Below are 21,746 nucleotides of genomic sequence, written 5' to 3'. Positions count from 1 at the left end.
ATTATTGCTTCTCGCATAGTCTTATGCCATCTAAAAAGAAAAACCGGAGCAAGCGCCGCCGGTTAAAAAGAATTTTAAAGAATGAATCAAAGTGAATGCAGGTTGCTGACAAAGTTCCGGCTGACCGGAATGACGGAGTGGTCTTTGTCGTGCAATTTAATCGTGAAGTGCCCGTTGGGCAGGCGCTGATATTCTGTAATCGCGTCGATGGCGATCAAATGGGCGCGATGCACCCGAACAAATTGAGCGGGATCCAGTCGCTTTTCCAACTCGATAAGTGGCGTGCTGATGATGAACTTTCCGTTCGATGCGTAAACCGTCGTGTATTTTTCTTCGCTTTGAAAACGGAAAATGTTTTCAATGGGAATGACGATTGTCCTGTCGCCGATTTTAGCTTGGATTCTTCGCAAATAAGTCTGCTGGTCGCTGGGAGAACGATTGAGCAGGCGTTGCATATCTTCTTCTGTATCGACGGAACCGCCTAAAATTCCTCCGAGGCGGCGAACCTTGTCCATGCAGACCTGTAGGCGCTCTTCTTCAATGGGCTTTAACAGGTAGTCGATCGTATATTCCGCAAAAGCTTTTAAAGCGTATTCGTCGTAAGCCGTCGTAAAAACAATCAGGGGGTCTTCTTCTGCATCGACTTCTTTCAGCACGTCAAAACCGTTTTTGTCCGGCATTTGAATGTCCAGAAAAACGAGGTCGGGATGAATTTGACGAATGAGGTTTACCGCTTCTTCGCCCGTAGCCGCTTCGCCCGCAATCGTCACGAGGTCTGCATACGGCTCTAACAATTTACGCATTCTCATGCGCGCCAAAGGTTCGTCATCGACAATTAATGTTTTGAATTGCATGGCCTTAATATAATTTACAGCTATATCCTTTTTGCTCGGATTAGAGCAATCCATTGACGAAGATAATTAAAATCAGGATGGGAAGCACAAATCGGAAATAGTTTTTGAACCAACGGGGAATTTTTAATCCTTTGCCTTTGTTTGCTTCGGCCAAGTAATTGTCAAAGCCCCAGCCCCATTTGCTGACGCAAAACAGAAGATAAACCAGAGAACCTAAAGGGAGCAAAAAATTGGAAACGATGAAGTCTTCGGAATCCAGGATGTCCTTTTCGCCAATGGGATGTACGTCGCTTAGAAGATTATAGCCCAGAGCGCAGGGAATCGACAACACGAAAACGACGACAAGACAAACGAGTGTCGCTTTTTTGCGTGTCCAGTGGAATTCGTCAAGGCATCCCGAAAGGAGATTTTCGAATACGGCCAAAACCGTGGAAAGGCTGGCGAAAGTCATGAAAAGGAAGAAGGCTGCCCCCCAAAAACGCCCGAACTCCATGTGCAGAAAAACGTGGGGAAGGGTCAGAAAAATCAAGCTGGGACCGGCGTCCGGTTCCACATTGTAGGCGAAACAGGCGGGAATGATGATGAGTCCGGCGGCAATGGCAACCATCGTGTCGAGTATGCCAATTCGCACGGCTTCCCCGCCGAGAGTGTATTTGTCGGAAGTGTAGGAACCAAAAATTTCCATAGCTCCGACCCCCAAAGAAAGCGTAAAAAATGCTTGATTCATTGCGGCGGTGATGACGGATCCCAGTCCTTGCGCTCGGATATTGTCCAGATTTGGCAGCAGATAGAATTTGACGCCTTCGATGGCGTTCGGCAAGCATAAGCTGTGAACGGCAAGGGCGAGAATCAAAATGAAAAGCCCGACCATCATCACTTTAGAAACGAGTTCAAGCCCTTTTTGGATGCCGAAACTGTTGATGAGAAAACCGAACACAACTGAAGCGGTCATTCCCAAAAGCATTTGTGTTGGGCTGCCGAGCATAGAGGTGAAGATATTTCCCACGTCGCCAGTCGAAGTCATTGCGAAATCTCCCAACGAAAATTTGCAAAAATAGTTGAGCATCCAGCCGGAAACAGTCGTGTAGTACATCATTAAAAGCAGACAACCCAAAAAACAGAAATAACCATGCCAATGCCAATTGCTGCCTGCGGGTTCCAGTCGCTTGTAGCCGGAAACCGCTGTTCTGCGAGAGGCTCGCCCTACGGAAAGTTCCATAGTCAAAATGGGAATGCCCATGACGATTAAGAAAATCAGATAGAACAATACGAAAAATCCGCCGCCATTTTGACCGACTAAAAACGGAAATTTCCAGACGTTGCCGATTCCGACGGCACATCCTGCGGAAACGAGGAGAAATCCCAACCGCGATTTAAATCCTTCTCTTTTCATGTTTTCCTCATTTTAGGATTTGAATCATTTGTTCATGTAAAATTCCATTGGAGAATAGGACCTGTTCGCCATCGATAAAGCGCACGGGTTCTCCGGACAATTCGGAAACCTTGCCGCCAGCTTCTTGAACGAGCAGTGCGATGCCCGCAATGTCCCAGGGGTAGCTCATGGTCATGACGAATGCGTCTAGAGAGCCTTGAGCCACCAGAGTTCCTTCGACAACGGCACTGCCGTAGCACTTGACGCGCGAGCAGTTTTCCGCTTCGTTCCGAAAGTTTTTCAGGTTCTGCGCGTTGATTTTCGCCCAGTCGCCGACGTTAAAGTCCCCGTTGGAAACAATCGCCTTCGAAAGTTCCGATGTGGCGCTGACCGAAATTTTTTTGCCGTTCACAAAAGCGCCGCCTCCGCGATACGCCGAATATATTTTTCCGAGCCCGGGCAAGTACACCGCCGCAATCAAAGGCTTTGCTGCCGATTCCGACTTTTCGACAAGTGCGAGCGAAACACCCCAGAGCGGGATGCCGCGGCTAAAGTTCAAGGTTCCATCGACCGGATCGATGATCCATTCGAATTGCGAGCCATCTTTCACGTGACCGGCTTCTTCGGTGCGGATGGAATGTTTGGGGAAACGCTCGCGGATGCGCGACACGAGAATGCGTTCGCTTTCCATGTCGGCGACGGTCACGACATCCTTGGGAGTTTTAAATCGGATGTTTCCCAAGTGATCTTGCATAGAAAGCGCAGCGTTTCCGGCTTCTTGGGCAAACGAACTTGCCAAATTCAAAACAGATGAAAGTTCCATGCGGACAAATGTAAAAAGATTGCCCGCCGGCATCTGCGCCGAGGTCATTTCTTCAGCCGAAGTTTTGCTTTGCCGTTTTCGATAACAACGCCTGTGTGATTGCCCGAACTCGGACTGCCGTTCAGCTGATAGGATTTTGAATCTGATTCTTTTTGCCGATTTTGTTTTTGACTTGTGATGGCCGCATTTTCCTTTGCGACTTTTACGTACTTTTCCACCTCTTCCCATGTAAGACATGTTCCCTCATTTACAGGAACGCCAATTCCTGTGCCAAAATATATCATATCACTTGAATGGAACCAAGAAGGATAAGGGTGTGATTCCAATTCAAAAGCTGGAAAATAAGTCGATCCATCATTTTGAAAGACACACTGTATCTGGAATGAAAAGCAGCCATTTGACTGAAGTAATTGACAGTAGGCAAAATAGGAAGTGTCTTTCCGATAGACAAAATAGATCGAATCGATTATCTGCTTGAAGGTAATCGACAACACTGTGTCAGTAAATTTTGGGATCGCTGAAGCATAAACCAAATCGTTCAGGTAGAACTCCTTATTTATTACGGGCAAAAATGCATTGCTATCTGTTAAATTCAGTGTGTCCCCAAATACAAAACTTGGAGTTTTCTGAATCCAGATCGAATCCATCATCGGCACTGTCGAATCTGCTGCGGACACGGAAACAAGAAAATCGTATTCACAAAAAGCTGGAATTGCACTGCTCCCTAGTGGAGCAGTTCCTACAAAAAAGTTGCAATCACACAATCCGTCCGCTAAAGAAAAGTATATAATGCCAGGATAATCCGCCTCAAAAGGGTCAAAGAACTCTCCAAAAGAAAAACCAGAATCTGTCAAGGCAATTGTCGCGGTCCTCACATCGCTAAAATGACTTACAAAATATTTTTCATACATCACATTCGAACTATCCGAATATGCATCACAGTTTTTTCCATAACAGTCAAATCCCTTTGAGCGTCTGCGTCCACGTTTCGGCAAACAAATTACCTGTAGCCATCAGTAAAATCGCAGCGAACAATTTTCGCATATTCACCTCCTCGATTTTATCGCCGACAAAAATAAGGGTGCTATCGAAAAAGGAACTTTCTCTATCCGGCGGATTTCGAATCCGTAGCCCTGGGAACTGTCGTTATCGCTTTCCAGTTCGACTTTCAGCTTCGAAGATTTCATACGGATGCGCTTTCCCGCCAAGGCATTCCCCGCATATTTCCCGAGGATTTTTCCCGAACCATCGGACAACGTAATCGTGTCGCCCGTTTCGACAAAGGTCTTCTCGTCAAACGTGACGAACGCTTCCAGATTGTCGCCCAACGCGTATTCGCATTCCAGATGGTCCTGGGCTTTGTAAGGATGCATGATTTGGCACGAAGATTCCGTCAGTGCAAAATCGCTGACAATGGAAGCCAATTGCGCATCGCCATTTACATTTCCTTCGCGGACCGCAGTTCCCCGCACGACGACCTGCCAGGTTCCCTGTTCCGGATTCTCGACATCGACGACTTCTACATTGTTCAGATGATCGAAGCATTCGTTTAGCACGGCATCGTTCTTTCCGCAATAACGTTCCGCTTTGGGCATGTCCGACTCCTTTATCCGCTCGATCCCGAACGTATCCGAAGACCAGGGGACTGCATTCCCATCGGTAGACATCACTTCTTCAGCTGGACTTTCACCTTGCCATTTTCAATAATAACGCCTGTGTGATTTCCCGAATTCGGGCAGCCGTTTAGCTGATAGGATTTTTCTTCTCCATTTTTCGGAGTGAACCTCCGGCGAGATGGGATGGGTGTCGTTGTATAAAGAAAATCTCCTATCTTTTCTAGCGTATTGCAATAGGAATAATTTTTATCTCCACCTTCCGTTCTGTACCAAGCTAAAGCATAACAGGGGTATGGGTATTCTTCTAGTTCAAAAGCAGGAAAATACGGCAAACGATCCGTCTGGAAAATACACTGTATCTGAAATGAATTACAGGTTCTTGCTTGCAATAAGCGACAGTAGGCGAAGTATGCGCTGTCTTTTCGATAGACGAAAAAAATAGAATCCAAAGCGGCCGCTACACGATAATAAATAGAATCCCCTGTACTAGAATTTTTGTAAACTCCGAAATTCCAAGAGAAAATTTTTTCTTCAAAAAGATCCGCTAAGAAAATAGGGTTATCCGAAGCTCTTTCCTCTGGCTTTATAAAGTTGAACCGATTGGTATCTACTAAATTCAAAGTATCATCAAATGCAAAACCCGTTTCTTTTTGAATCCAAAGAGAATCACTCAAGGTGTCCGAAGTATCTTTAAATACTACGCTTAATCCGTACTCACATTGATGTTCGTAATAAGATTCTGGAATTCGACAGCCGCTCATCGTCGGCTTATAAGAAAAAATGATCTGCCCAGGCAGAACGTCCGGTTCTCCATAGTCATAAGATTTATTACCAAACACAATTTGCGAGTCATTAAAGAAAAGAGAAGATGTATTCCAAAACCATGCATCATCTGAAGTAATCAGATGCTTTCCATACAAAACATTCGAAGTGTCCGCATAAAGCCGGCAAGATCCTCTACAATCATACCCTTTCAGCGTTTGCGTCCACGTTTCGGCAAAAATGCTAGAAGTAGCCATCAGTAAAATCGCAGCGAACAATTTCCGCATATTCATCTCCTCCTGGATTTTATCGCTGGCAAAAACAAGGGTGCTATTGAAAACGGAACTTTCTCTATCCGGCGGATTTCGAATCCGTAGCCCTGGGAACTGTCGTTATCGCTTTCCAGTTCGACTTTCAGCTTCGAAGATTTCATACGGATGCGCTTTCCCGCCAAGGCATTCCCCGCATATTTCCCGAGGATTTTTCCCGAATCATCGGACAAAGTAATCGTATCGCCGCCCCCGACGAACGTTTTCTCGTCAAACGTGACGAACGCTTCCAAATTGTCGCCCAACGCGTATTCGCACTCCAGATGGTTTTGAGCTTTATAAGGATGCATGATCTGGCACGAAGACTCTGTCAGCGTAAAATCGCTGACAATGGAAGCCAATTGCGCATCGCCATTTACATTTCCTTCGCGGACCGCAGTTCCCCGCACGACGACCTGCCAGGTTCCCTGTTCCGGATTATCGACATCGACGACTTCTACATTGTTCAGATGATCGAAGCATTCATCGCGCACGGCATCGTTCTTTCCGCAATAACGTTTCGCTTTGGGCATGTCCGACTCCTTTATCCGCTCGATCCCGAACGTATCCGAAGACCAGGGGACTGCATTCCCGCTCAAATCTATTTTCTCGATCGGCAACGGATCGATGCGCCACGGAAAATAAAACTTCCCTGACGGAGAAATCAGATACAGGTCCAGATCGTTACAAAGCTTTGATGCCGAAAAATTCGTTGCAGTGTATAGGCCGTCGATTCCGGCGCAATCGTCCCATGCAAGCGTCACGCGCAGATTTTCCTTGCCGACCGGAACCGCCATATTCCAGTGCGCTTCTTTTCCATTCTCAATTCCGAATTCCCTGAAGCGGTTAAATGTACTGCGCTTCCGCCGTACTCGGCTTCCTTTACCTTGTGATAGATGACCGAAATCTGGCTTCTGTTGTTTGATGAGGAAAGCGCAAGTGCTCCGGAAAGTGTCATCGCCAGGGCGTCCGTATGAAATTCCTCGCTCTCGATCAGGAAAAGGTGGAGCGCATTCGTGGTCGTATTGTCGGATTGCTTTTTCGTGATGAACTTTGTCGTCTGTAGCGAGGAGCACAGGGAATCCGCCCCGAGATAAAAGGCGATGACGTTCTGCGAATTATTCGTATCGAAAGCCAAATGGCAAACGTAGCCGGATTGCGTGCAGGAGCCTTCGGGAATCCCCGGGTTTGAATTTTTCACGTTGCAGATTTCTGAGGCTACCCCAAGAGATGCGAACAAAATTATGCAGAGCAATACGTTTCTCACCTGATTCTCTTTGTTCATTCCTAAATTATATAAAATCCGTTTATCCGTCAAATTGGCATTCTTATTTTTCCTTAGTTGTCTCAAAAGATATATAAAGCAACATATCTTTAAACTATATCTTCGCCCACACTTGCCATTTTCTAAATTTCCGGCTATGAAAAAGGCTTTCTGTATTTCGATTTTTTGTTCAGCCATTTCACTCTTTGCCGCCGAATGGGCCAGCGATTATCAGTCGATGAGTGCATTTCAAAAATCCAACGGGCGCACGGGTTACGTCAAGCCGATTGCGACTTATGTGGGAACGGTTTTGAACGGCAACTGGATTTCTTCGGCATCTGTTAGCCGCGGGCTTTCTTTTGAAGGCGGCCTTCCTTTTCAAATCGCTTTGATTGAATCCGGCGATAGAAATTATCATTCGTCGAGTTTGGGAAATATCCCGACGATTTTTGGTGGTAAAGCCGAAGGGGGACTCGGCGGAAACGAAGATTTGCACGGTCTTTCCATTTTCACGTTGCCTTATTTGCAAATCGGTGCGAGTTTCTTTTATACGAGAATCGCTTTGCGAGGAATGTATTTCCCGTCTGTGAGTGAATTGAAGGGCTACAACCTCCTTTCTTTTGGCATCCAGCACAGCTTCGGACATTTCTTTATCGAAAAACTTCCGCCGGCTTTTCAAAATTTTGATGTGAGCCTTTTTTTCGGTTACAATTCCGCTTATATCGGTTATGCTCCAGATAAATGGAAAGGGCAACTGGACTTGGATTTTGGAACAACTTATACCGCAGTCGTTTTTGGCTATAAGCCATTCAAAATGATGGAAGTGATGCTTTCTTTGGGTTATCAAACGGTTTCTATGGAAGCGGGCGGAAGCATGGATGCTTACACCAAGGATGGCATTTATCAAGGAAAAATAAATCCCGATGTGGATTTGGATGGTCGCGGCGGATTCCGAATGGGCATAGAACTTTCGTTTGCTTTTGGGGACGCTTACCATCCTGTCGTGGGTTACAATGTGGGAGCGAATCACTCTTTGAATGCCAACGTCCTGTATTTTAAACAAGATTTGAATATCGGAAATTCTTCTGCGAAAAAAGAATTGAATGCTGAAGAAAAAACGGGAGAGGTTGCAGCGGAGAATAAGCCGTAATCCGTTGGAGTGAATTTTGTTTTCAGAAGCCATTCAAAAACGATTGACGGAACTCCCTTTTCGCCCCGGCGTTTACTTGATGAAGAATGCCGCTAAAAAAGTGATTTACGTTGGCAAGGCCAAAGTCTTGGCGCATCGGGTTCGCAGTTATTTTGATGGAAAAGAAAAGCCGGGACATCGGGCGGCGACGCTGATGCTGCCATACATTCGAGAAATTGAATGGATTGTAACCGATACGGAAGAAGAGGCTTTTATTTTAGAAGCCAATTTGATTCGCAAGCACAAGCCGATTTATAATGTCCGTTTAAAAGACGACAAACATTATCCGTATATTGCGATTGATATGCGGGATCCTTTTCCGAGACTTTTTCTTTCTCGTCATGCGAGCACTCGTTTTCGTTGCTTTGGCCCGTATCCGAGTTCTAAAGCGTTTCGTACGTTGATAGATATTTCTGCTCGGCTTTTTAAAATGCGGGAATGCAAATTGATATTTCCTCTTGCCAAATCGCAGCGTCCTTGTTTGAATTATCATATTGGTCGCTGTCTCGCTCCTTGCGCCAATCTTTGCTCTCAAGAAGAGTATGCGCGAAATGTCGGAGAAATGGTGAAGGTTTTGGAGGGCAAGCGTAACGATTTGCTTTCGGAATGGACACGGGAGATGAAAGAGGCCGTGCAGAAACTCGATTTTGAAACGGCTGCAAAAAAACGAGACGCCATTGAAGCGTTGCAGGCGACGACGACTTTTCAAAAGGCCGATACGACGGATACGACGCTTAAATTGGATGTGATTGCGGTGCGTCGAAATGGAAATTTGGCGACAGCAGTCATTTTTGAATATCGTCAAGGAGTGATTTCGGGAAGAAGGCATTTCCAGTTGGAATGCGATCAGGAACAGGACGAGGCGGAAATTTTTTGCGAAATGCTTTCGACATGGTATGAAGACGGCGAAGGAATCCCGAGTGAAATAGCCATCAGTAATGCGATTGCTGATGAGGATTGTGAGCAGATAGAAGAAGAACTTTCGGAAAGGGCGCATCATAAGGTGAACATCGCAGTTCCTAAACGAGGCGAGCGTGTCCAGTTTATGAAACTCGCATTGGCAAATGCGGAAATGCTTCTGGTTGAAGCACAAGCCAGTGTGAAACATTTTGATGAAGTAGATCAGAGCGTTTTTGATTTGCAGCGGGAACTGGGTTTGTCAAGAACGCCGTTCCGCATTGAATGTGTAGATATTTCCCATTTGGCGGGAACGCATACCGTTGCCAGCTTGGTCTCGTTTAAAAATGGTCGCCCCGACAAAAAAAATTACCGCAAGTTTATCATCAAAACCGTTTCTGGAGTCGATGATTTTGCCAGTATGCGAGAAGTGATGACGCGGCGAATTCGACGGTTGGAAGAAGAGGGAACGCCCATGCCCGATTTGTGGGTTTGCGATGGTGGTAAAGGTCAGGTGGATGCGACGATGCAGATTTTGCGGGAACTCGGGCATGATAAAGATTTGCCGTTGATTGGACTTGCCAAAAGATTGGAAGAAATTGTTTTTCCCGACGATAGAAAATCTATTGTGTTGCATCGTACGAGTGCGGCTTTGAAATTGTTGCAAAATGCTCGAGACGAAGCGCATCGCTTTGCGATTACATATCAGCGTAGCAAACGGAAAGAAGACTTGCGGGTTGCTTGGTTGAATCTTCCGGGAATTGGCGACGAAACGCGGATTAAAATTCTTTCTCGATATAAATGTCGTTCCGATTTTTTAAAAGCTCCACCGGAGGATATTCAGGAAATTTTCGGAAAGAAAAGGGGACTTTTAATTCGCGATAAAATCGCTGAATATAATCCTGATGCGGAGAATCATGGTTCGCAAGATTATTCATATTGATATGGATTGCTTTTATGCTTCCGTTGAAATGCGTCGCCATCCCGAATTGAAAAATGTTCCGATGGCCGTCGGAGGAAGCGCTCAGAATAGGGGAGTTCTTTCCACTTGCAATTATCCCGCGCGGGAATACGGGCTGCATTCGGCAATGCCGACTTTTCAAGCGATGCGACTTTGCCCGCAGCTGGTTTTGCTTCCTGTCGATATGAATTTATACAAAGCGGAATCCGAAGAAATTTTTAAAATTTTTTACCGTTATACCAATCGAATTGAAGGCTTGAGTTTAGATGAAGCTTTTTTAGATGTGACGGGAAGCGATATGCACAACGGTTCGGCATCTTTAATTGCGCAAGAAATTCGGGAAACGATTTTTAAGGAACGCAACGGAATTACCGCTAGTGCGGGAATTGCTCCGAACAAGTTCCTTGCTAAAATTGCCAGCGATTGGAACAAGCCGAATGGACAATGGACTATTCGACCCGAAGAAGTGGAATCCTTCACCGCAAATTTGCCGATGGAAAAAATTCCGGGAGTTGGAAAGGTTTGCAAACAAAAACTTCTGTCCAAAGGTGTGACTTTATGCAAAGACATTCTTCCTTTTTCTCGGGAAGAATTGGTTGCAGATTTTGGCAGTTTCGGGAATGCCCTTTATGATTTTGCCCGAGGGATTGACAATCGGAGAGTCTCATCTTCTCAAATCCGAAAATCGATTTCTACCGAAAATACTTTTCCCAAAGATTTGCGCGGATGGAAAGATTGCGAATCGGAATTGCGCACGATTTATTTTGAATTTTTACGTCGCGCCAATCGCTTTATCGAAAGGGAATCGCAAAAAACTTTCCCGGCTTTTCATTGCTTCGTTAAAATCAAATACGCCGATTTTCAATCCACTACGATTGAACGCACTTTTCCAGATGCTTCGTGGAAACGTTTTTCTTCGTTATTTCGGGAACGCTATGATGAAAATCGAAAGGTGCGGTTGCTCGGTGCCGGAATTCGTTTGGATAAAATTTCGGAGGATGTCGATTCCATGCAAACGGATTTGTTTTGAACTCCCCCTAAATGCCTTTTCAAAAAATCAGTAGCATTTGTGATTAGTTGTCAGTTGCCAGAGATTAGTGGTTTGTCCGAATTGTCTATCTTGCCTTTATCCATTGGCCACGAAACGCTATTTCTTCAACAAAGCCTTTTTTAAATGCGGGCTTGAATTTATATTTTCTATGCGACTTCTTTGACTTGGAGCTTTGCCGATGCGTCTTTTGCCGATTCTTTTGCTTTTTGTCGTTTCTTTGTTCGGATTTGCGCCGGACGGCGATCCTATTGATGACAGGGCTTATTTTCTTTCAGAAAAAGAGCGTTTGACTTATCGACAATTTACCGAGGAACTCCGTAACAAAACGGGATTTTCCCTGTATTTGTACACGGCGGCCTCCCGGATTTCAAATGTGAAATTGCTGGCCGATTCTTTGTGCCGTGATGAAATGGGGAACGATACTTTGCGTGCGGTTATTCTTATCGATAGTTCTGCTCATTCTCGTTATATTTCCATTTCTCCGGCGGCTTCCCGATTTGTTTCGGAAAATGTCGCAGAACGTCTGGCTCAAAAATATCTGCTTCCCGAATTTCGAAAGGATCGCTTTGGACATGGCATTCTTGTTTTTGCAGCCGAGCTATCTAAAAATGTGGCTCGCCTTCACGATGTGAAATTGGCCACTCCATTGCCTCGTCCTTCAAAAGATGGCATTCCCGCGATTGCTTGGCTTTTAATCGCAGCGGTTTTTATTTTAGTCGTTGGTGCCTATATTTATTTTGTTCGACAGGGTAGCAGGGCGCAGAAACGTCAAGCGATTCGTGATTTTGGCAAGTTTCCACATCAAAAATTTGATTCCGGTTTTGAGAGGTGATATGAAAAAAATTTTGACTTTGCAGGATATCAAAAGTTCGTCTTGGGGAGAGCGCATCCATGATCTCCTCGGAAACAATTTACTTTCGGCATTTTTGCACGGAAACTGTTTGCACGAAGGTTTTGACGCGATTCATGAACCGTGGCAAATCAGTTTGATTCTAGAAGATTCTCGTCCTGAAAAATTGCGAGATGTTCATCGTTTGAGTCGGGATATGGCAAAAGACAATCTTAAATTTGGATTTTTTTTGGACCGGGAATTCTTATTGAGTAAGCAGAACGATTATCCTCTGGAATTTTTACATATTTCTCAAAAAAATGTTCTTTTGTATGGAAATCCGCCGTTGTCGGGTTTTGTCCCGGAAGAAATGGGGCTTCGAAATGAATGCCGATGGGAACTGGAATGTCGCCGTTTGCATTTGATTCGGGAATTTACGCGCATTCAGGCGGGAATTACTCCGATGGATTTTTTTATTGCCGTTTACGAAGAAATTCTACCAATCCTTTACGGCATTTTCTTTTTGAAACAAAAAAAGTATCCGCAAAATCGGGAAGAGCTGTTGGAATGTTTTCCGGAGTTCCGCATCAAAGAACCGGCACTCACTTTTGATGAAAATGTAAAACGGGCAGATGCCATTCTTGCGGCTATTCGCCAATTGGAAGAAACCCTTTAAGAAAGGGTCTATTTTAAGTCGCGGATTATCCGAGCGATATAGCTGGGCAAATCCGAGGCTAAAACGCCATATTCCGAAAAATCTTTGGATGCCATTTCTCCGGCGAGTCCATGGATGTGGGCTCCTAAAACAGCGGCATCAAAGGGTTCCATTTTTTGAGCCAAAAGCCCGGCGATGACCCCGGTCAAGCAATCTCCACTTCCTGCTTTGGCCAGCGCGGAATTGCCTGTTTCGTTGATTTCCCCATGTTCTCCAAGAGCGATGACGGTTCGGTGTCCTTTGAGAAGAACAATGGCTTCATATTTTTTTGAGGCTTCCCGCGCGGCGTCCAAACGGTTTTTTTGAATTTGCTCAACGTCGGTGTGGAGCAGGCGGGCGAGTTCCATCGGGTGTGGCGTCATCACGCAGCGATTGCCGAATCGAAATGAAATTGGGGACTTGGCCAATAAATTTAATCCGTCGGCATCCAGTACCAACGGTGTTCTTTTTTGAATGAAAATGTTCAACAATTCATCGGTGGTTTCGGACAAATTCACTGAAGCGTTTTGCAACGCGGAAATCCCACAACCAAAGGAACAGATGGTTCCAGATTTGATTTGGGAACTTAAGGTGAAAACAGCGTCTCGGGAAATGGTTTCTCCATCTTGTGGAAGGGGCAGAAAGATGGCTTCGGAAAGTTTTGCGGCCACCGCATCGATGACGGGAGGAATTGCCGCTAAAGTTGCATAGCCTGCGCCGACTCGCAAAGCGGAAACCGTTGAAAGATAGGCGGCTCCCCGAAAGTGGACGGAACCCGCAATGTTTAGCACGCTGCCAAAAGTGGATTTGTTGGAATCGGCTGGGCGACAAGGCAAGTGCATTTTTATTTTCCTAAGAGTGCTCGAAATTTTTCCAAGTCGGAAAGAGTCGTTAATTTGTCATTCAGAGAATTGCCCGGGACAATGTGGACGGGAATAGAATAGTGCTCTAAAATGGAAGCTTCGTCTGTGGGAACAAAGTGAAGCGGTTCCTTTTCCATTTTTTGATAAAGTTCTCGGAATGTGGAAACAGCGGCTGCTTGCGGGGTTTGCGCTAAAAAGATTTTTTCTCGGGGGATTGTTCGAATTACTTTTCCATTCTCGACGACTTTAACCGTGTCCGTTGAGGGGCGGGCGACAAGGCAAGCTCCCTTATCTTCTAAAGTTTTGAAAACTTGCTCGATCAGCTCTTTGGAAATCAAGGGCCGCGCGACATCGTGAACCAACACAAATTCCACTTCGGGAGAAAGGGCGGCGATACCGTTTTGCACCGACTGCCAGCGTTCTTTGCCGCCGACAACGATTTTGAGTTTTTGAGCAAACGAAAAATCCTGCAAATCTTTTTCAAAATGGGATTGCCAATCTGCGGGAATCGCCAAAACGACTTCTGCAATTTGAGGCAGGGACGCAAAAGTTTCCAAGGAATATCGGTAAACCGGCTTGCCGCCCAAATCCAAAAGCTGCTTAGGAATTGAAGTCCCCATTCGCTTTCCCAGTCCGCCAGCGGGAAGAACAACCGCAAATTTTTTCATATCCACCTCTCGAATGTGTCGCAACCGATTTTTTGAAGATGTATTTTCAGAGGATGCCTTATTTCTTTTCTGATGATTGAACATCTTGAACGCACCGTACCGCATACCCTGCTGTTTTGAAATTATGATAGCGGTAAATATCCGGCGAATCGTAATCCAGGCTGCGATAATAGGCGCTAAGAGAATTTTTTTCCGTGGAACTCCAAAAATAAGCGTGGGCTCCCAGGTACATAAAATTTCCTTCATAGACGATTCCCGAAGGCATCGCTGTAAAGTGAATTTCATCCGTGCCGTTCCCAGAGGATTCTTCATCTCCTTGCCAACCGTTTTTGGATTTCAGTTTGGTTCCTCCACCCGTTCCTAAAAATTGCACCAGGGATTCCCATTCGGCGTCGGATGGGAGCCGCCAGCCTTCGGGGCAAACGGTCTGAGCAGTTTCAAAATCATAGAGTCTGCCGTATTTGTCGCAGTTTTTTTTCTGATTCTTGTAGCAGAAAGAACCCGAAGAGGTTTGTACGTTCAGATTGCGGTTCATCCAGCGCAAATTGCCTACGACAATTCCTTTAGCGTCGCAGGGCTTGAATTTAGCCGTGATGGTCACGTCGGCGTCCGGCATCAAAAACTCGGCGGAATCGGTGGAGAGGAGCTTCAAATTTTTTTTGTAACGCCCGGGCGAAACTTTCCAGAAGGCAAAGCACTGTTGGCTTGGCGGCATCAATTGGATCGGGATTTTCTTTTGGGGAGCGTAGGTTCCAGAACCCGATGCGTTTTGGACAGTCAAAGAGTGTTCTGTAGCTGAAGAAACAGGAGATTGGCTGGAACTGGATTTTATTTGGGGACTGGAACTCGGTGGTGGGGCATTTCGCTCGGAACTTGACGAGGTGAAGGAACTGCTGCTTTCCGCAGAGGAAGAACTTTCTTTTTTCGTTGGTGTCGGTGCGGGAGTTTCCCGTTGGCAGGAAATCAAGACGAATGCAAGGATGATGGCAAAAATTCGCATAAAAAGCTTCCTCGACCGGCGAATCACAGCTGGAAAAGCCCTAAATAGTAGTTCAAGAACAGCTCTCCCCAAAGATAGACGATTGGAGCGGCCACGGCAAGAAACGGCCCGAACGGAATTTCTTGGCTTTTCTCTTTTTTTATCATCCGGTAGGGAACCATCACCAAAATTCCCAAAAGAGAAGCCAGGACCAGCGTTTCAAAAGCGAGTCCGACACCCATCAGTGCGCCGTATCCGGCTACGAGTTTGACATCCCCAAGCCCCATGGCGTCTCGTTTCAAAATTTTTCCGGCGATAAAGCCCAACAAATAGAGCCCTCCCCCCGCAAAGAGTCCGCTGAGAATGCTTTGTGCCGCGGTCAGTCCTTCGGGGAAAAAGGAAAGCAGAATGCCCACGACGATTCCCCCGATGCTGATGGTGTCTGGAATAAGCTTGAACGCGACATCCACGGCGACGACGGGATAGATGGCTAGCAAAAGCCAAAAAAGCGCAAAGGAATCCGCCCAATGAGCTACCGGTTCTGTCCAGGAAAAAGGATAGTTGGCAAGAATCAGGGCTAAAACTCCCAAAATTCCGCAGCAGGCTTCGCCGAGTGGATAGCGGATGCTAATCGGTTGGTGGCAGCAGGCGCTCTTTCCGCGCAGGATGAGCCAGCCGACTATTGGCAGATTATACCAGATAGGGATATGTTTTTGGCAATGTGGGCAAAAGGACGGAGGGGAAATCAAAGAAAGTCCTCGAGGCATCCGATAGACGACGACATTGTAAAAACTGCCCACGCAGGCACCCAGAATGGCAAAGAGAATCGCCATATACCAGATAGGAATTTCTTGCATATCCTAAAGATAGTTTTGCTTTTGGAAAATTTGAATTTAATTTTGGGATATACGTTGTCATTTACTGGAATCTTTATGAAAAAATTGCTTTTTGTCGCACTGTCCCTTTTGCTCTTTGTCGGCTGTTCTCGCGAGTCCGATATTCGTGTGAACGGAACCCTTCGCAATAACCATTCCGTCATTTTCGCTTTTACGGAATCACCGGAAGAACTTCCAACGTTTATCGATTCGATTGCAGCATTGGATTCTGTTTATACCTATGACACTCTCACCGTTACAGTGCATGATACGGTCTATTTTGTCGGATTCCTCAAATACAATACGAAAAAGATTTTGCGCTATGCTTGGAAAATGGGAGACGTCGATTCCCTATTTGATGGGAAAAATGAAGAATTGTTCGCCTACGCCTATGATTCTGCGGGAATTTATTCGCCGCTGTTTATTGCTGTCGATGGGGCCAATGCGCGAGACACCGCCGGTAGAGGTCAATACATCCGAGTGGTGGATACGCCACCCGATATTTCTGTGGACGCAGATACCTTGTGGACGCGGGGGCTTCACGATGCGACGATTCCTTTTATGGCTTCGGATTCTTTTGGCGTAATCGACAGCGCTTTTGTGGTTTTGCTGGATTCCAAGAATAAGCCGGCAGATACGGTTGAGGCAAAAAAAGATTCTTCGGGAACTGTTTATCGGGCTCGGATTCCTTATGAGAAAGCAAAGGACCTTTTGAATGGGCATAATGATGTGCGCTATGTGTATGGGGCGGTGGATGAAGATGGCAATGTTTCTCGGGATTCCGCCTATTTGCATTTTAATCGGATTCCCGAAATTTCCTTGCTGATGCCGGATTCTGCGAGCCGTCAGAGTATCTATGTGCCCCGCTTTGCTTTTTATTATGCGGGTTCCGATGACGATAATCCAGAGGATTTGCGATATTCAATTCGGGTGGGCAAAAGCCCCGACAATGCGGGAACCGCTCCAATTTTAACGGATGCCAATTTGGTCGTTTCGGGGATTCGTGAAAAAAGCTGGGAGGCCATTACCGATTCTGTGTGGAATATGGATGAAAGTTTGCGTGGGCGTCTTTATTGGCAGGTCTATGTTACCGACGGCTATGATACGGCGACTTCGCCAACTTGGAATTTCTTCTTGGGTGACTTGAGTGCTACGACGGGAAGTTTTTATGGCTACGCCAAATTCCAGGGAAGAAAAGCGCACAATGGTATTCAAGTGGTGCTGGAAAACGTGGAAACATCCAATTTTACATTTACCCATACGACTGCTACGGGCTATTTCAAAGCGACTGTTGATCCGGGCACTTATCGAATTTATGCACGGGATACGACGGGTTTTGGCTACAAGCGCATGATTCTCGAAAACCAATATGTGGAAATGGGCGACGAAAAAAATGTAGCGACGATGCTTTTGGAAGACTCTATGGTTCCTAAAATCCGCATCAATAATTATACATCTCTTTTCCCTTCTCGAGACGTCTCGTTCTCGGGAACGCTTTCGGATTCCGGTTCGCAAATCGCCAGCGCTAAAGCCTGGTTGGATGGAAAGGAAATCTCTCTTTCCGTTTTGAAAGTGAATGAATGGATTATGAATTTCAAGGATCTTTCCGACGGCGACCATCGCTTCCGTTTTGTCGTGCTTGACAGCGCACAGAATGTTTCGGATACGGCAAAAATCGATTTCACGGTGAAGGCTTCGTCTTTAAAACTGAGCGTCAACGGCAAGTCCACGTCCATGGTTCTTTCGGATTCGACCCTTCATTTTGTCGCCTATGCGGGCAATGTCATTCCTTTGCCGGATTCGGTAACTTGGACTTATAAAATCAACGGCACTACGACTGTGCGGAAGACGGCGTTCGGTAGCGACAGCTCTTCATCGCTGGATATATTGGGAGCAAGCTCGGTACCGAATATCGAATTGGGAAAAATTTATACGATGTCCGCGTCAGTCGCTGGCGGAACAGTTGTGGATAGTGTCCGTTTTGGATTTATTGGAGATCGACCGATCATTTATTTCTTGCAGCCGAAGGCGGATACTTCCGTGACGATGAATGACACGCTTTCTTTCCAGGTTGAAAAATTCCTGCCTGCCGGTACATCGGCAAGCGTTCAATGGAACTGCGATGGAATATTGACAAAAGGTTATGTCTGCCCGTCGGATGATGCGGACAAGGCGACTTTGGCTTGGAGTTCCGTTGGTAAAAAGAATGTCGTTTTGACTTTGAAACAAGACGGTGGAGCTTCCGTCTCCGACATGATTTCCGTCAATGTGATTGCCGATCCTCCGTTCGTTACGGTGAAAACAACCGAAGATGTTATTCGGCAGAAAATCAATGCGAAGCTTTCTTACGCTGTCACGGCTAACGATAAATATGGAAAGGTTGTCGCTATTGAATGGGGCTGCAATGCCAATGCTTCTAAAATTTCGTGGGACTCTTCGGCGACGGTGACGCCGGGCAAAAATGTTTCTGCAACGATAAATGTTCCCCTTCCCCAAACAGAAACGGACAATTACAAATGCGTCGTCCGGGCGACCGATGATGATGGCGAATACGGCTATGATACGCTGACATTCCGTGTGGTTTTGGACAAGCCCTCCATCACGCTTTTCACCAGTTCCGCCGAAGTGAAAATCAATTCGAACATCCGAGTTTCCGGTGCCGCCGTTGATACACTTGGCCGCATTGAATCGGTGGAACTTTTTTGTGGTTCCAGCTTGAAATCGCCAACCTGGGTTCCGATTTCAAAGCCGGATACAACGGTTGTCGCTCCGAGTAAAGAATGTACTTGGTATTGTATGATGCGTGTTACCGACGACGATAATCTGACAGCAATTGATACGGCGACTTATTCTGTCCTTCAGGATTTGCCGACGGTTACGGCCAGCGAGGACACTTTGACGGTTTCTATTAAGGACACTCTGGAACTGGATGCGATGGCTTATGATAAACTGGGGAAAATCGTTCTATATCAATGGAGCTGTGGCAATTCGGGTGTCGCTGGGAAGTATTTTGTTTCGTCCACTTCGACCCCCCGTTATTCTGCCATTATGCCGACGACGGAAACTTCGGACTATCTTTGCATTATCCGCATTACCGATGACGACGGCAATATCGCCGAAGATACGACCAAAATTACGGTCTTGCAAGATCCGCCGACATTGAAAGTATCGACGGAGTCCTTTACGACTCGAGTCAATTATCCCATAGGAATAAACGCTTCGGCCAGCGACAAATTCGGTTACATTGCTAAACGGGAATGGAGTTGTGGCAGCCCTTCAGAGATTGGTGATAACTGGCGAACGGTTTCTTCTTACGATACGACTTGGATGGGACCGGCGACTCCGCAAGCGACTTATTACTGTATTGCACGGGCAACCGATGACGATGGCAATCAGGTGCAGGATACGATTCATATTTCTTTTACGACGGACATTCCCGTGATTACAGTGGATCAGGGCGTCGCCTACATTCTAGCGGGAACATCGACGGAGTTGACTGCGCGAGCGAACAAGGCCTGGCAAAGCATCAAGCGCTATACATGGACGTGCGGCAATAAGGGGTCTTCGGCACTTCAAGACACCGCTTCCAAGAATCATGTCTGGTGGGCATTCAACGACCCGACGGACTATTTGGCTTCGGACTTTTATTTCTTTGATGACACGACCATTGCCAAACTTTCCCGTGGCAGCAATGAATTCTATTGCATCGTTTGGGCTCAGGAATCGGGAACCAATTTTATCGCAACGGATACGACGATTATTCGAACGATGTCCAAGATGCCGGAAGGAATTATCAGTATGCCGGATACGGTTTACCTCTGGAGTCAGGATTCTTCGGAAATATCGCCTAAAGCCAGATATTGGTATACGTCAGAAGCCAATGCCAGTTCTTCTAAACTCGGAACGTTGGGCGATGAAGACGCTCAGAAGTTCTGGTGGAATTTTAGCAATGTCAGCGATAAGTATTGGTATGAAGGAAATTCCGATGGTACGATAGATACGAGTATCGCCGAGTTCAACGCTGCGTTCTTGCGTAGTTCCGAAGAAGGTTCCATTACCGTTCGTTTGGATTATTTTGATTCTTCAAAAGCGCAGATGGATGTAAACTTTGCGTCTCGGCATCAGGCAGAGATTACCTCCAGAAAGGTTTATTTCCGCAAAGCGTGGAAAAACATTTCCGATGTAACAGATTCTGTTCTGGAATTGACGACGAATGCAAACGCTCCAGCGCTTTCTTATTGCAATGATCGTTTGAATATCGCTTATATCAATGAAAGCGGAAGTCTTGTTACGAAATCCAGAAGTGGAAATAAGTGGTCCGCATTTGGCAGCCCGAATATATCTGGGATTGTTGGGCAAACGTTGAATCTGGCTTGCGATGGAAACGGAAATCTGTATTTGTCTTATATCAGCAATTCCGATCGAAAAGCTTATGTTTACAAATCCGCCTCGGCTTCAAATTCTTGGACGGCATTGGGAAGCGGTTTGGGAACTTCCGTCATTTCTGCAAAACTGAAAATCAATCCCAAGAACAACGCTCCTTCTATCATTCTTCTCGGTTCGGTAAACAATACGGCAAATATCGTTCGGGTTTACGATTATTCCAATGCAAAATGGAATGCCTTGACCAAAGCGACGATGAATGAAAATTCCACCTATCGCGAAGTGGACATGGCGTTCGATCCAAACGGCAACCGTATCGTTGTTGCCAACGGAAATACTTCCAGCGATTACACAATTTATTACTACTACATCGCTAGTGGTGCGACATCGACAGCCAGCACTAAAAACAATAAAATCAACATCAATGCGGAATCCATTCAGGCTTTCTATAGCGGCGAATTTTTCTATGTCGGTTTCCGCAGTCGTGATGATGACGGCTTGCCGCGCCTAGTTCGTGCGCAGGCGACGCAATCTAAATTGACAAACTCCAATGCGTTTACCACGTCTGGGGCCGAGTTCACGGCCTTTGGCCACCGTTGCTTCAATACGTTCTTTGCGGTGGATGAAAACGGGAATCCTCTCCTTGCCATCGATGACGCTTTCTACGCCCGAAATTCGCAAGTGCACGTTTATCGTTTTGCGGATGGAGCGTGGGCAGAACTCGGTGAAAATGAATTGCCCTATTTCAAAAATATTTTCGGAGCCAAACACGGCTATTATATTCGTGGATTCCGTCCTCAGTTGGCGGTGTCTTCATCGGGAGACATTTATCTTTCGATGCGGGCACAGGAAGCGCCTTCGAGTGCGGCCTCCGTGCTGCCGGGAACGAACAACGGTCCTATCGTCATGGAATATCGTGGAGATGACTGGTAATGAAGACGGAAATTGCTGCCATTTGCGATGCTGCAACGGATCAAGGCGGAAAGCTGAATATGCTGGGCGTTTTCGATTATATCGAAGCGAATTTGCCGGTTGTCATTCCACGTTGTTCAATCGTTTTTCGCATTCGATATGCGCGATCCGAAATTGGGAAACACCAGCTTCGTGTCACGCTGGAAAATCCATTTGACGACAAGGAAATTTTTCCACCGATAGAAACTTCGGTCGTTTTTGCACCTTTTCCGCCGGCGATGGACTCGGCTGCAGTGAATCTCATTTTAAATCTGAATCGCTTTCGCGTTGAAAAAAGTGGAAAATATCTTCTTCATCTTCGGATAGATGAAATCGTTGTGGATGTAACCCTTCCGCTTTATGTTCGGGATTTGCTCCCGCATGAACCCGACCCGAAAATCAGCTAA

General features: G+C 46.1%; 19 protein-coding genes. 7 read left to right on the top strand and 12 right to left on the bottom strand.

All coding sequences use genetic code 11. The features are described from left to right. Positions 1-86: 86 nt before the first annotated feature. The 8 genes from BGX14_RS06725 to BGX14_RS06690 form a co-directional block, all read right to left on the bottom strand. Positions 87-854, bottom strand: a complete 768-nt coding sequence (locus BGX14_RS06725; RefSeq protein ID WP_095879794.1) for a LytTR family DNA-binding domain-containing protein — start codon at positions 852-854, stop codon at positions 87-89. Between the two features lie 40 nt (positions 855-894). Beyond that, positions 895-2,247: a sodium-dependent transporter gene (locus BGX14_RS06720; RefSeq protein WP_073301751.1), complete on the bottom strand. Its 1,353-nt coding sequence runs from the start codon at positions 2,245-2,247 to the stop codon at positions 895-897. 7 nt (positions 2,248-2,254) lie between these two features. Beyond that, positions 2,255-3,097 carry an inositol monophosphatase gene (locus BGX14_RS06715; RefSeq protein WP_233126433.1) on the bottom strand — a complete coding sequence of 281 codons (843 nt, stop codon included), beginning with the start codon at positions 3,095-3,097 and terminating at the stop codon, positions 2,255-2,257. Then, the gene (locus tag BGX14_RS06710; protein ID WP_095879442.1) at positions 3,094-3,960 is read right to left on the bottom strand and encodes a hypothetical protein; all 867 of its coding nucleotides are present in this window, start codon (positions 3,958-3,960) and stop codon (positions 3,094-3,096) included. The genes BGX14_RS06715 and BGX14_RS06710 overlap by 4 nt, the downstream gene beginning before the upstream one ends. Positions 3,961-4,095: 135 nt before the next feature. Further along, a complete protein-coding gene (locus tag BGX14_RS06705) occupies positions 4,096-4,716 on the bottom strand; it encodes a hypothetical protein (RefSeq protein WP_095879441.1) in 621 nt (206 codons plus the stop codon). Beyond that, a complete protein-coding gene (locus BGX14_RS06700; RefSeq protein ID WP_095879440.1) occupies positions 4,716-5,714 on the bottom strand; it encodes a hypothetical protein in 999 nt (332 codons plus the stop codon). The genes BGX14_RS06705 and BGX14_RS06700 overlap by 1 nt, the downstream gene beginning before the upstream one ends. Positions 5,715-5,716: 2 nt before the next feature. Continuing rightward, complete coding sequence (locus BGX14_RS06695; protein ID WP_095879439.1) at positions 5,717-6,532, bottom strand: hypothetical protein; 816 nt, start codon at positions 6,530-6,532, stop codon at positions 5,717-5,719. Then, positions 6,496-6,936, bottom strand: coding sequence for a hypothetical protein (locus BGX14_RS06690; protein ID WP_143394172.1), 441 nt, complete (start codon positions 6,934-6,936; stop codon positions 6,496-6,498). The genes BGX14_RS06695 and BGX14_RS06690 overlap by 37 nt, the downstream gene beginning before the upstream one ends. 220 nt (positions 6,937-7,156) lie before the next feature. On the opposite strand from BGX14_RS06690, the gene BGX14_RS06685 reads away from it, so the two are divergent. The 5 genes from BGX14_RS06685 (at position 7,157) to BGX14_RS06665 (ending at position 12,602) form a co-directional block, all read left to right on the top strand. Continuing rightward, a complete protein-coding gene (locus BGX14_RS06685) occupies positions 7,157-8,149 on the top strand; it encodes a DUF6588 family protein (protein ID WP_073301762.1) in 993 nt (330 codons plus the stop codon). Between the two features lie 16 nt (positions 8,150-8,165). Next, complete coding sequence (uvrC, locus tag BGX14_RS06680; RefSeq protein WP_073301764.1) at positions 8,166-10,028, top strand: excinuclease ABC subunit UvrC; 1,863 nt, start codon at positions 8,166-8,168, stop codon at positions 10,026-10,028. After that, positions 10,003-11,076, top strand: coding sequence for a DNA polymerase IV (gene dinB / locus BGX14_RS06675; protein ID WP_198951170.1), 1,074 nt, complete (start codon positions 10,003-10,005; stop codon positions 11,074-11,076). Before uvrC ends, dinB begins: the two co-directional genes overlap by 26 nt. 199 nt (positions 11,077-11,275) lie before the next feature. Next, positions 11,276-11,929 carry a TPM domain-containing protein gene (locus BGX14_RS06670; protein ID WP_095879436.1) on the top strand — a complete coding sequence of 218 codons (654 nt, stop codon included), beginning with the start codon at positions 11,276-11,278 and terminating at the stop codon, positions 11,927-11,929. Between the two features lies 1 nt (position 11,930). Continuing rightward, a complete protein-coding gene (locus tag BGX14_RS06665) occupies positions 11,931-12,602 on the top strand; it encodes a hypothetical protein (RefSeq protein ID WP_095879435.1) in 672 nt (223 codons plus the stop codon). Between the two features lie 8 nt (positions 12,603-12,610). Here the strand turns inward: BGX14_RS06665 and BGX14_RS06660 are convergent, their stop codons facing one another. Genes BGX14_RS06660 through BGX14_RS06645 form a run of 4 tightly spaced genes read right to left on the bottom strand, consistent with a single transcriptional unit; the run spans position 12,611 to position 15,987 of the window. Then, positions 12,611-13,462 (bottom strand): NAD(P)H-hydrate dehydratase, encoded by an 852-nt coding sequence (locus BGX14_RS06660; RefSeq protein WP_095879434.1) that lies wholly within the window; start codon positions 13,460-13,462, stop codon positions 12,611-12,613. 2 nt (positions 13,463-13,464) lie between these two features. Then, complete coding sequence (gene ispD, locus BGX14_RS06655) at positions 13,465-14,151, bottom strand: 2-C-methyl-D-erythritol 4-phosphate cytidylyltransferase (protein WP_095879433.1); 687 nt, start codon at positions 14,149-14,151, stop codon at positions 13,465-13,467. A 58-nt stretch (positions 14,152-14,209) separates the two neighbouring features. Continuing rightward, positions 14,210-15,151: an FISUMP domain-containing protein gene (locus BGX14_RS06650; protein WP_095879432.1), complete on the bottom strand. Its 942-nt coding sequence runs from the start codon at positions 15,149-15,151 to the stop codon at positions 14,210-14,212. 23 nt (positions 15,152-15,174) lie between these two features. Next, positions 15,175-15,987 carry an A24 family peptidase gene (locus tag BGX14_RS06645; protein WP_095879431.1) on the bottom strand — a complete coding sequence of 271 codons (813 nt, stop codon included), beginning with the start codon at positions 15,985-15,987 and terminating at the stop codon, positions 15,175-15,177. Positions 15,988-16,062: 75 nt separating this feature from the next. On the opposite strand from BGX14_RS06645, the gene BGX14_RS06640 reads away from it, so the two are divergent. Beyond that, positions 16,063-21,321, top strand: coding sequence for a hypothetical protein (locus BGX14_RS06640; RefSeq protein WP_095879430.1), 5,259 nt, complete (start codon positions 16,063-16,065; stop codon positions 21,319-21,321). Continuing rightward, a complete protein-coding gene (locus BGX14_RS06635; RefSeq protein ID WP_073301780.1) occupies positions 21,321-21,746 on the top strand; it encodes a hypothetical protein in 426 nt (141 codons plus the stop codon). The genes BGX14_RS06640 and BGX14_RS06635 overlap by 1 nt, the downstream gene beginning before the upstream one ends.

The organism is Fibrobacter sp. UWS1 (assembly GCF_002300445.1).
GTDB classification, from domain to species: domain Bacteria; phylum Fibrobacterota; class Fibrobacteria; order Fibrobacterales; family Fibrobacteraceae; genus Hallerella; species Hallerella intestinalis.
This window is presented reverse-complemented; position numbering and strand designations above follow the sequence as displayed.

Coding starts and splice junctions, on each gene's coding strand:
- BGX14_RS06725 (WP_095879794.1), bottom strand. CDS start 854: ATGCAATTCAAAACATTAATTGTCGATGACGAACCTTTGGCGCGCATG.
- BGX14_RS06720 (WP_073301751.1), bottom strand. CDS start 2,247: ATGAAAAGAGAAGGATTTAAATCGCGGTTGGGATTTCTCCTCGTTTCC.
- BGX14_RS06715 (WP_233126433.1), bottom strand. CDS start 3,097: ATGACCTCGGCGCAGATGCCGGCGGGCAATCTTTTTACATTTGTCCGC.
- BGX14_RS06710 (WP_095879442.1), bottom strand. CDS start 3,960: ATGTATGAAAAATATTTTGTAAGTCATTTTAGCGATGTGAGGACCGCG.
- BGX14_RS06705 (WP_095879441.1), bottom strand. CDS start 4,716: ATGTCTACCGATGGGAATGCAGTCCCCTGGTCTTCGGATACGTTCGGG.
- BGX14_RS06700 (WP_095879440.1), bottom strand. CDS start 5,714: ATGCGGAAATTGTTCGCTGCGATTTTACTGATGGCTACTTCTAGCATT.
- BGX14_RS06695 (WP_095879439.1), bottom strand. CDS start 6,532: ATGGCGGTTCCGGTCGGCAAGGAAAATCTGCGCGTGACGCTTGCATGG.
- BGX14_RS06685 (WP_073301762.1), top strand. CDS start 7,157: ATGAAAAAGGCTTTCTGTATTTCGATTTTTTGTTCAGCCATTTCACTC.
- dinB (WP_198951170.1), top strand. CDS start 10,003: ATGGTTCGCAAGATTATTCATATTGATATGGATTGCTTTTATGCTTCC.
- BGX14_RS06670 (WP_095879436.1), top strand. CDS start 11,276: ATGCGTCTTTTGCCGATTCTTTTGCTTTTTGTCGTTTCTTTGTTCGGA.
- BGX14_RS06665 (WP_095879435.1), top strand. CDS start 11,931: ATGAAAAAAATTTTGACTTTGCAGGATATCAAAAGTTCGTCTTGGGGA.
- BGX14_RS06660 (WP_095879434.1), bottom strand. CDS start 13,462: ATGCACTTGCCTTGTCGCCCAGCCGATTCCAACAAATCCACTTTTGGC.
- ispD (WP_095879433.1), bottom strand. CDS start 14,151: ATGAAAAAATTTGCGGTTGTTCTTCCCGCTGGCGGACTGGGAAAGCGA.
- BGX14_RS06650 (WP_095879432.1), bottom strand. CDS start 15,151: ATGCGAATTTTTGCCATCATCCTTGCATTCGTCTTGATTTCCTGCCAA.
- BGX14_RS06645 (WP_095879431.1), bottom strand. CDS start 15,987: ATGCAAGAAATTCCTATCTGGTATATGGCGATTCTCTTTGCCATTCTG.
- BGX14_RS06640 (WP_095879430.1), top strand. CDS start 16,063: ATGAAAAAATTGCTTTTTGTCGCACTGTCCCTTTTGCTCTTTGTCGGC.
- BGX14_RS06635 (WP_073301780.1), top strand. CDS start 21,321: ATGAAGACGGAAATTGCTGCCATTTGCGATGCTGCAACGGATCAAGGC.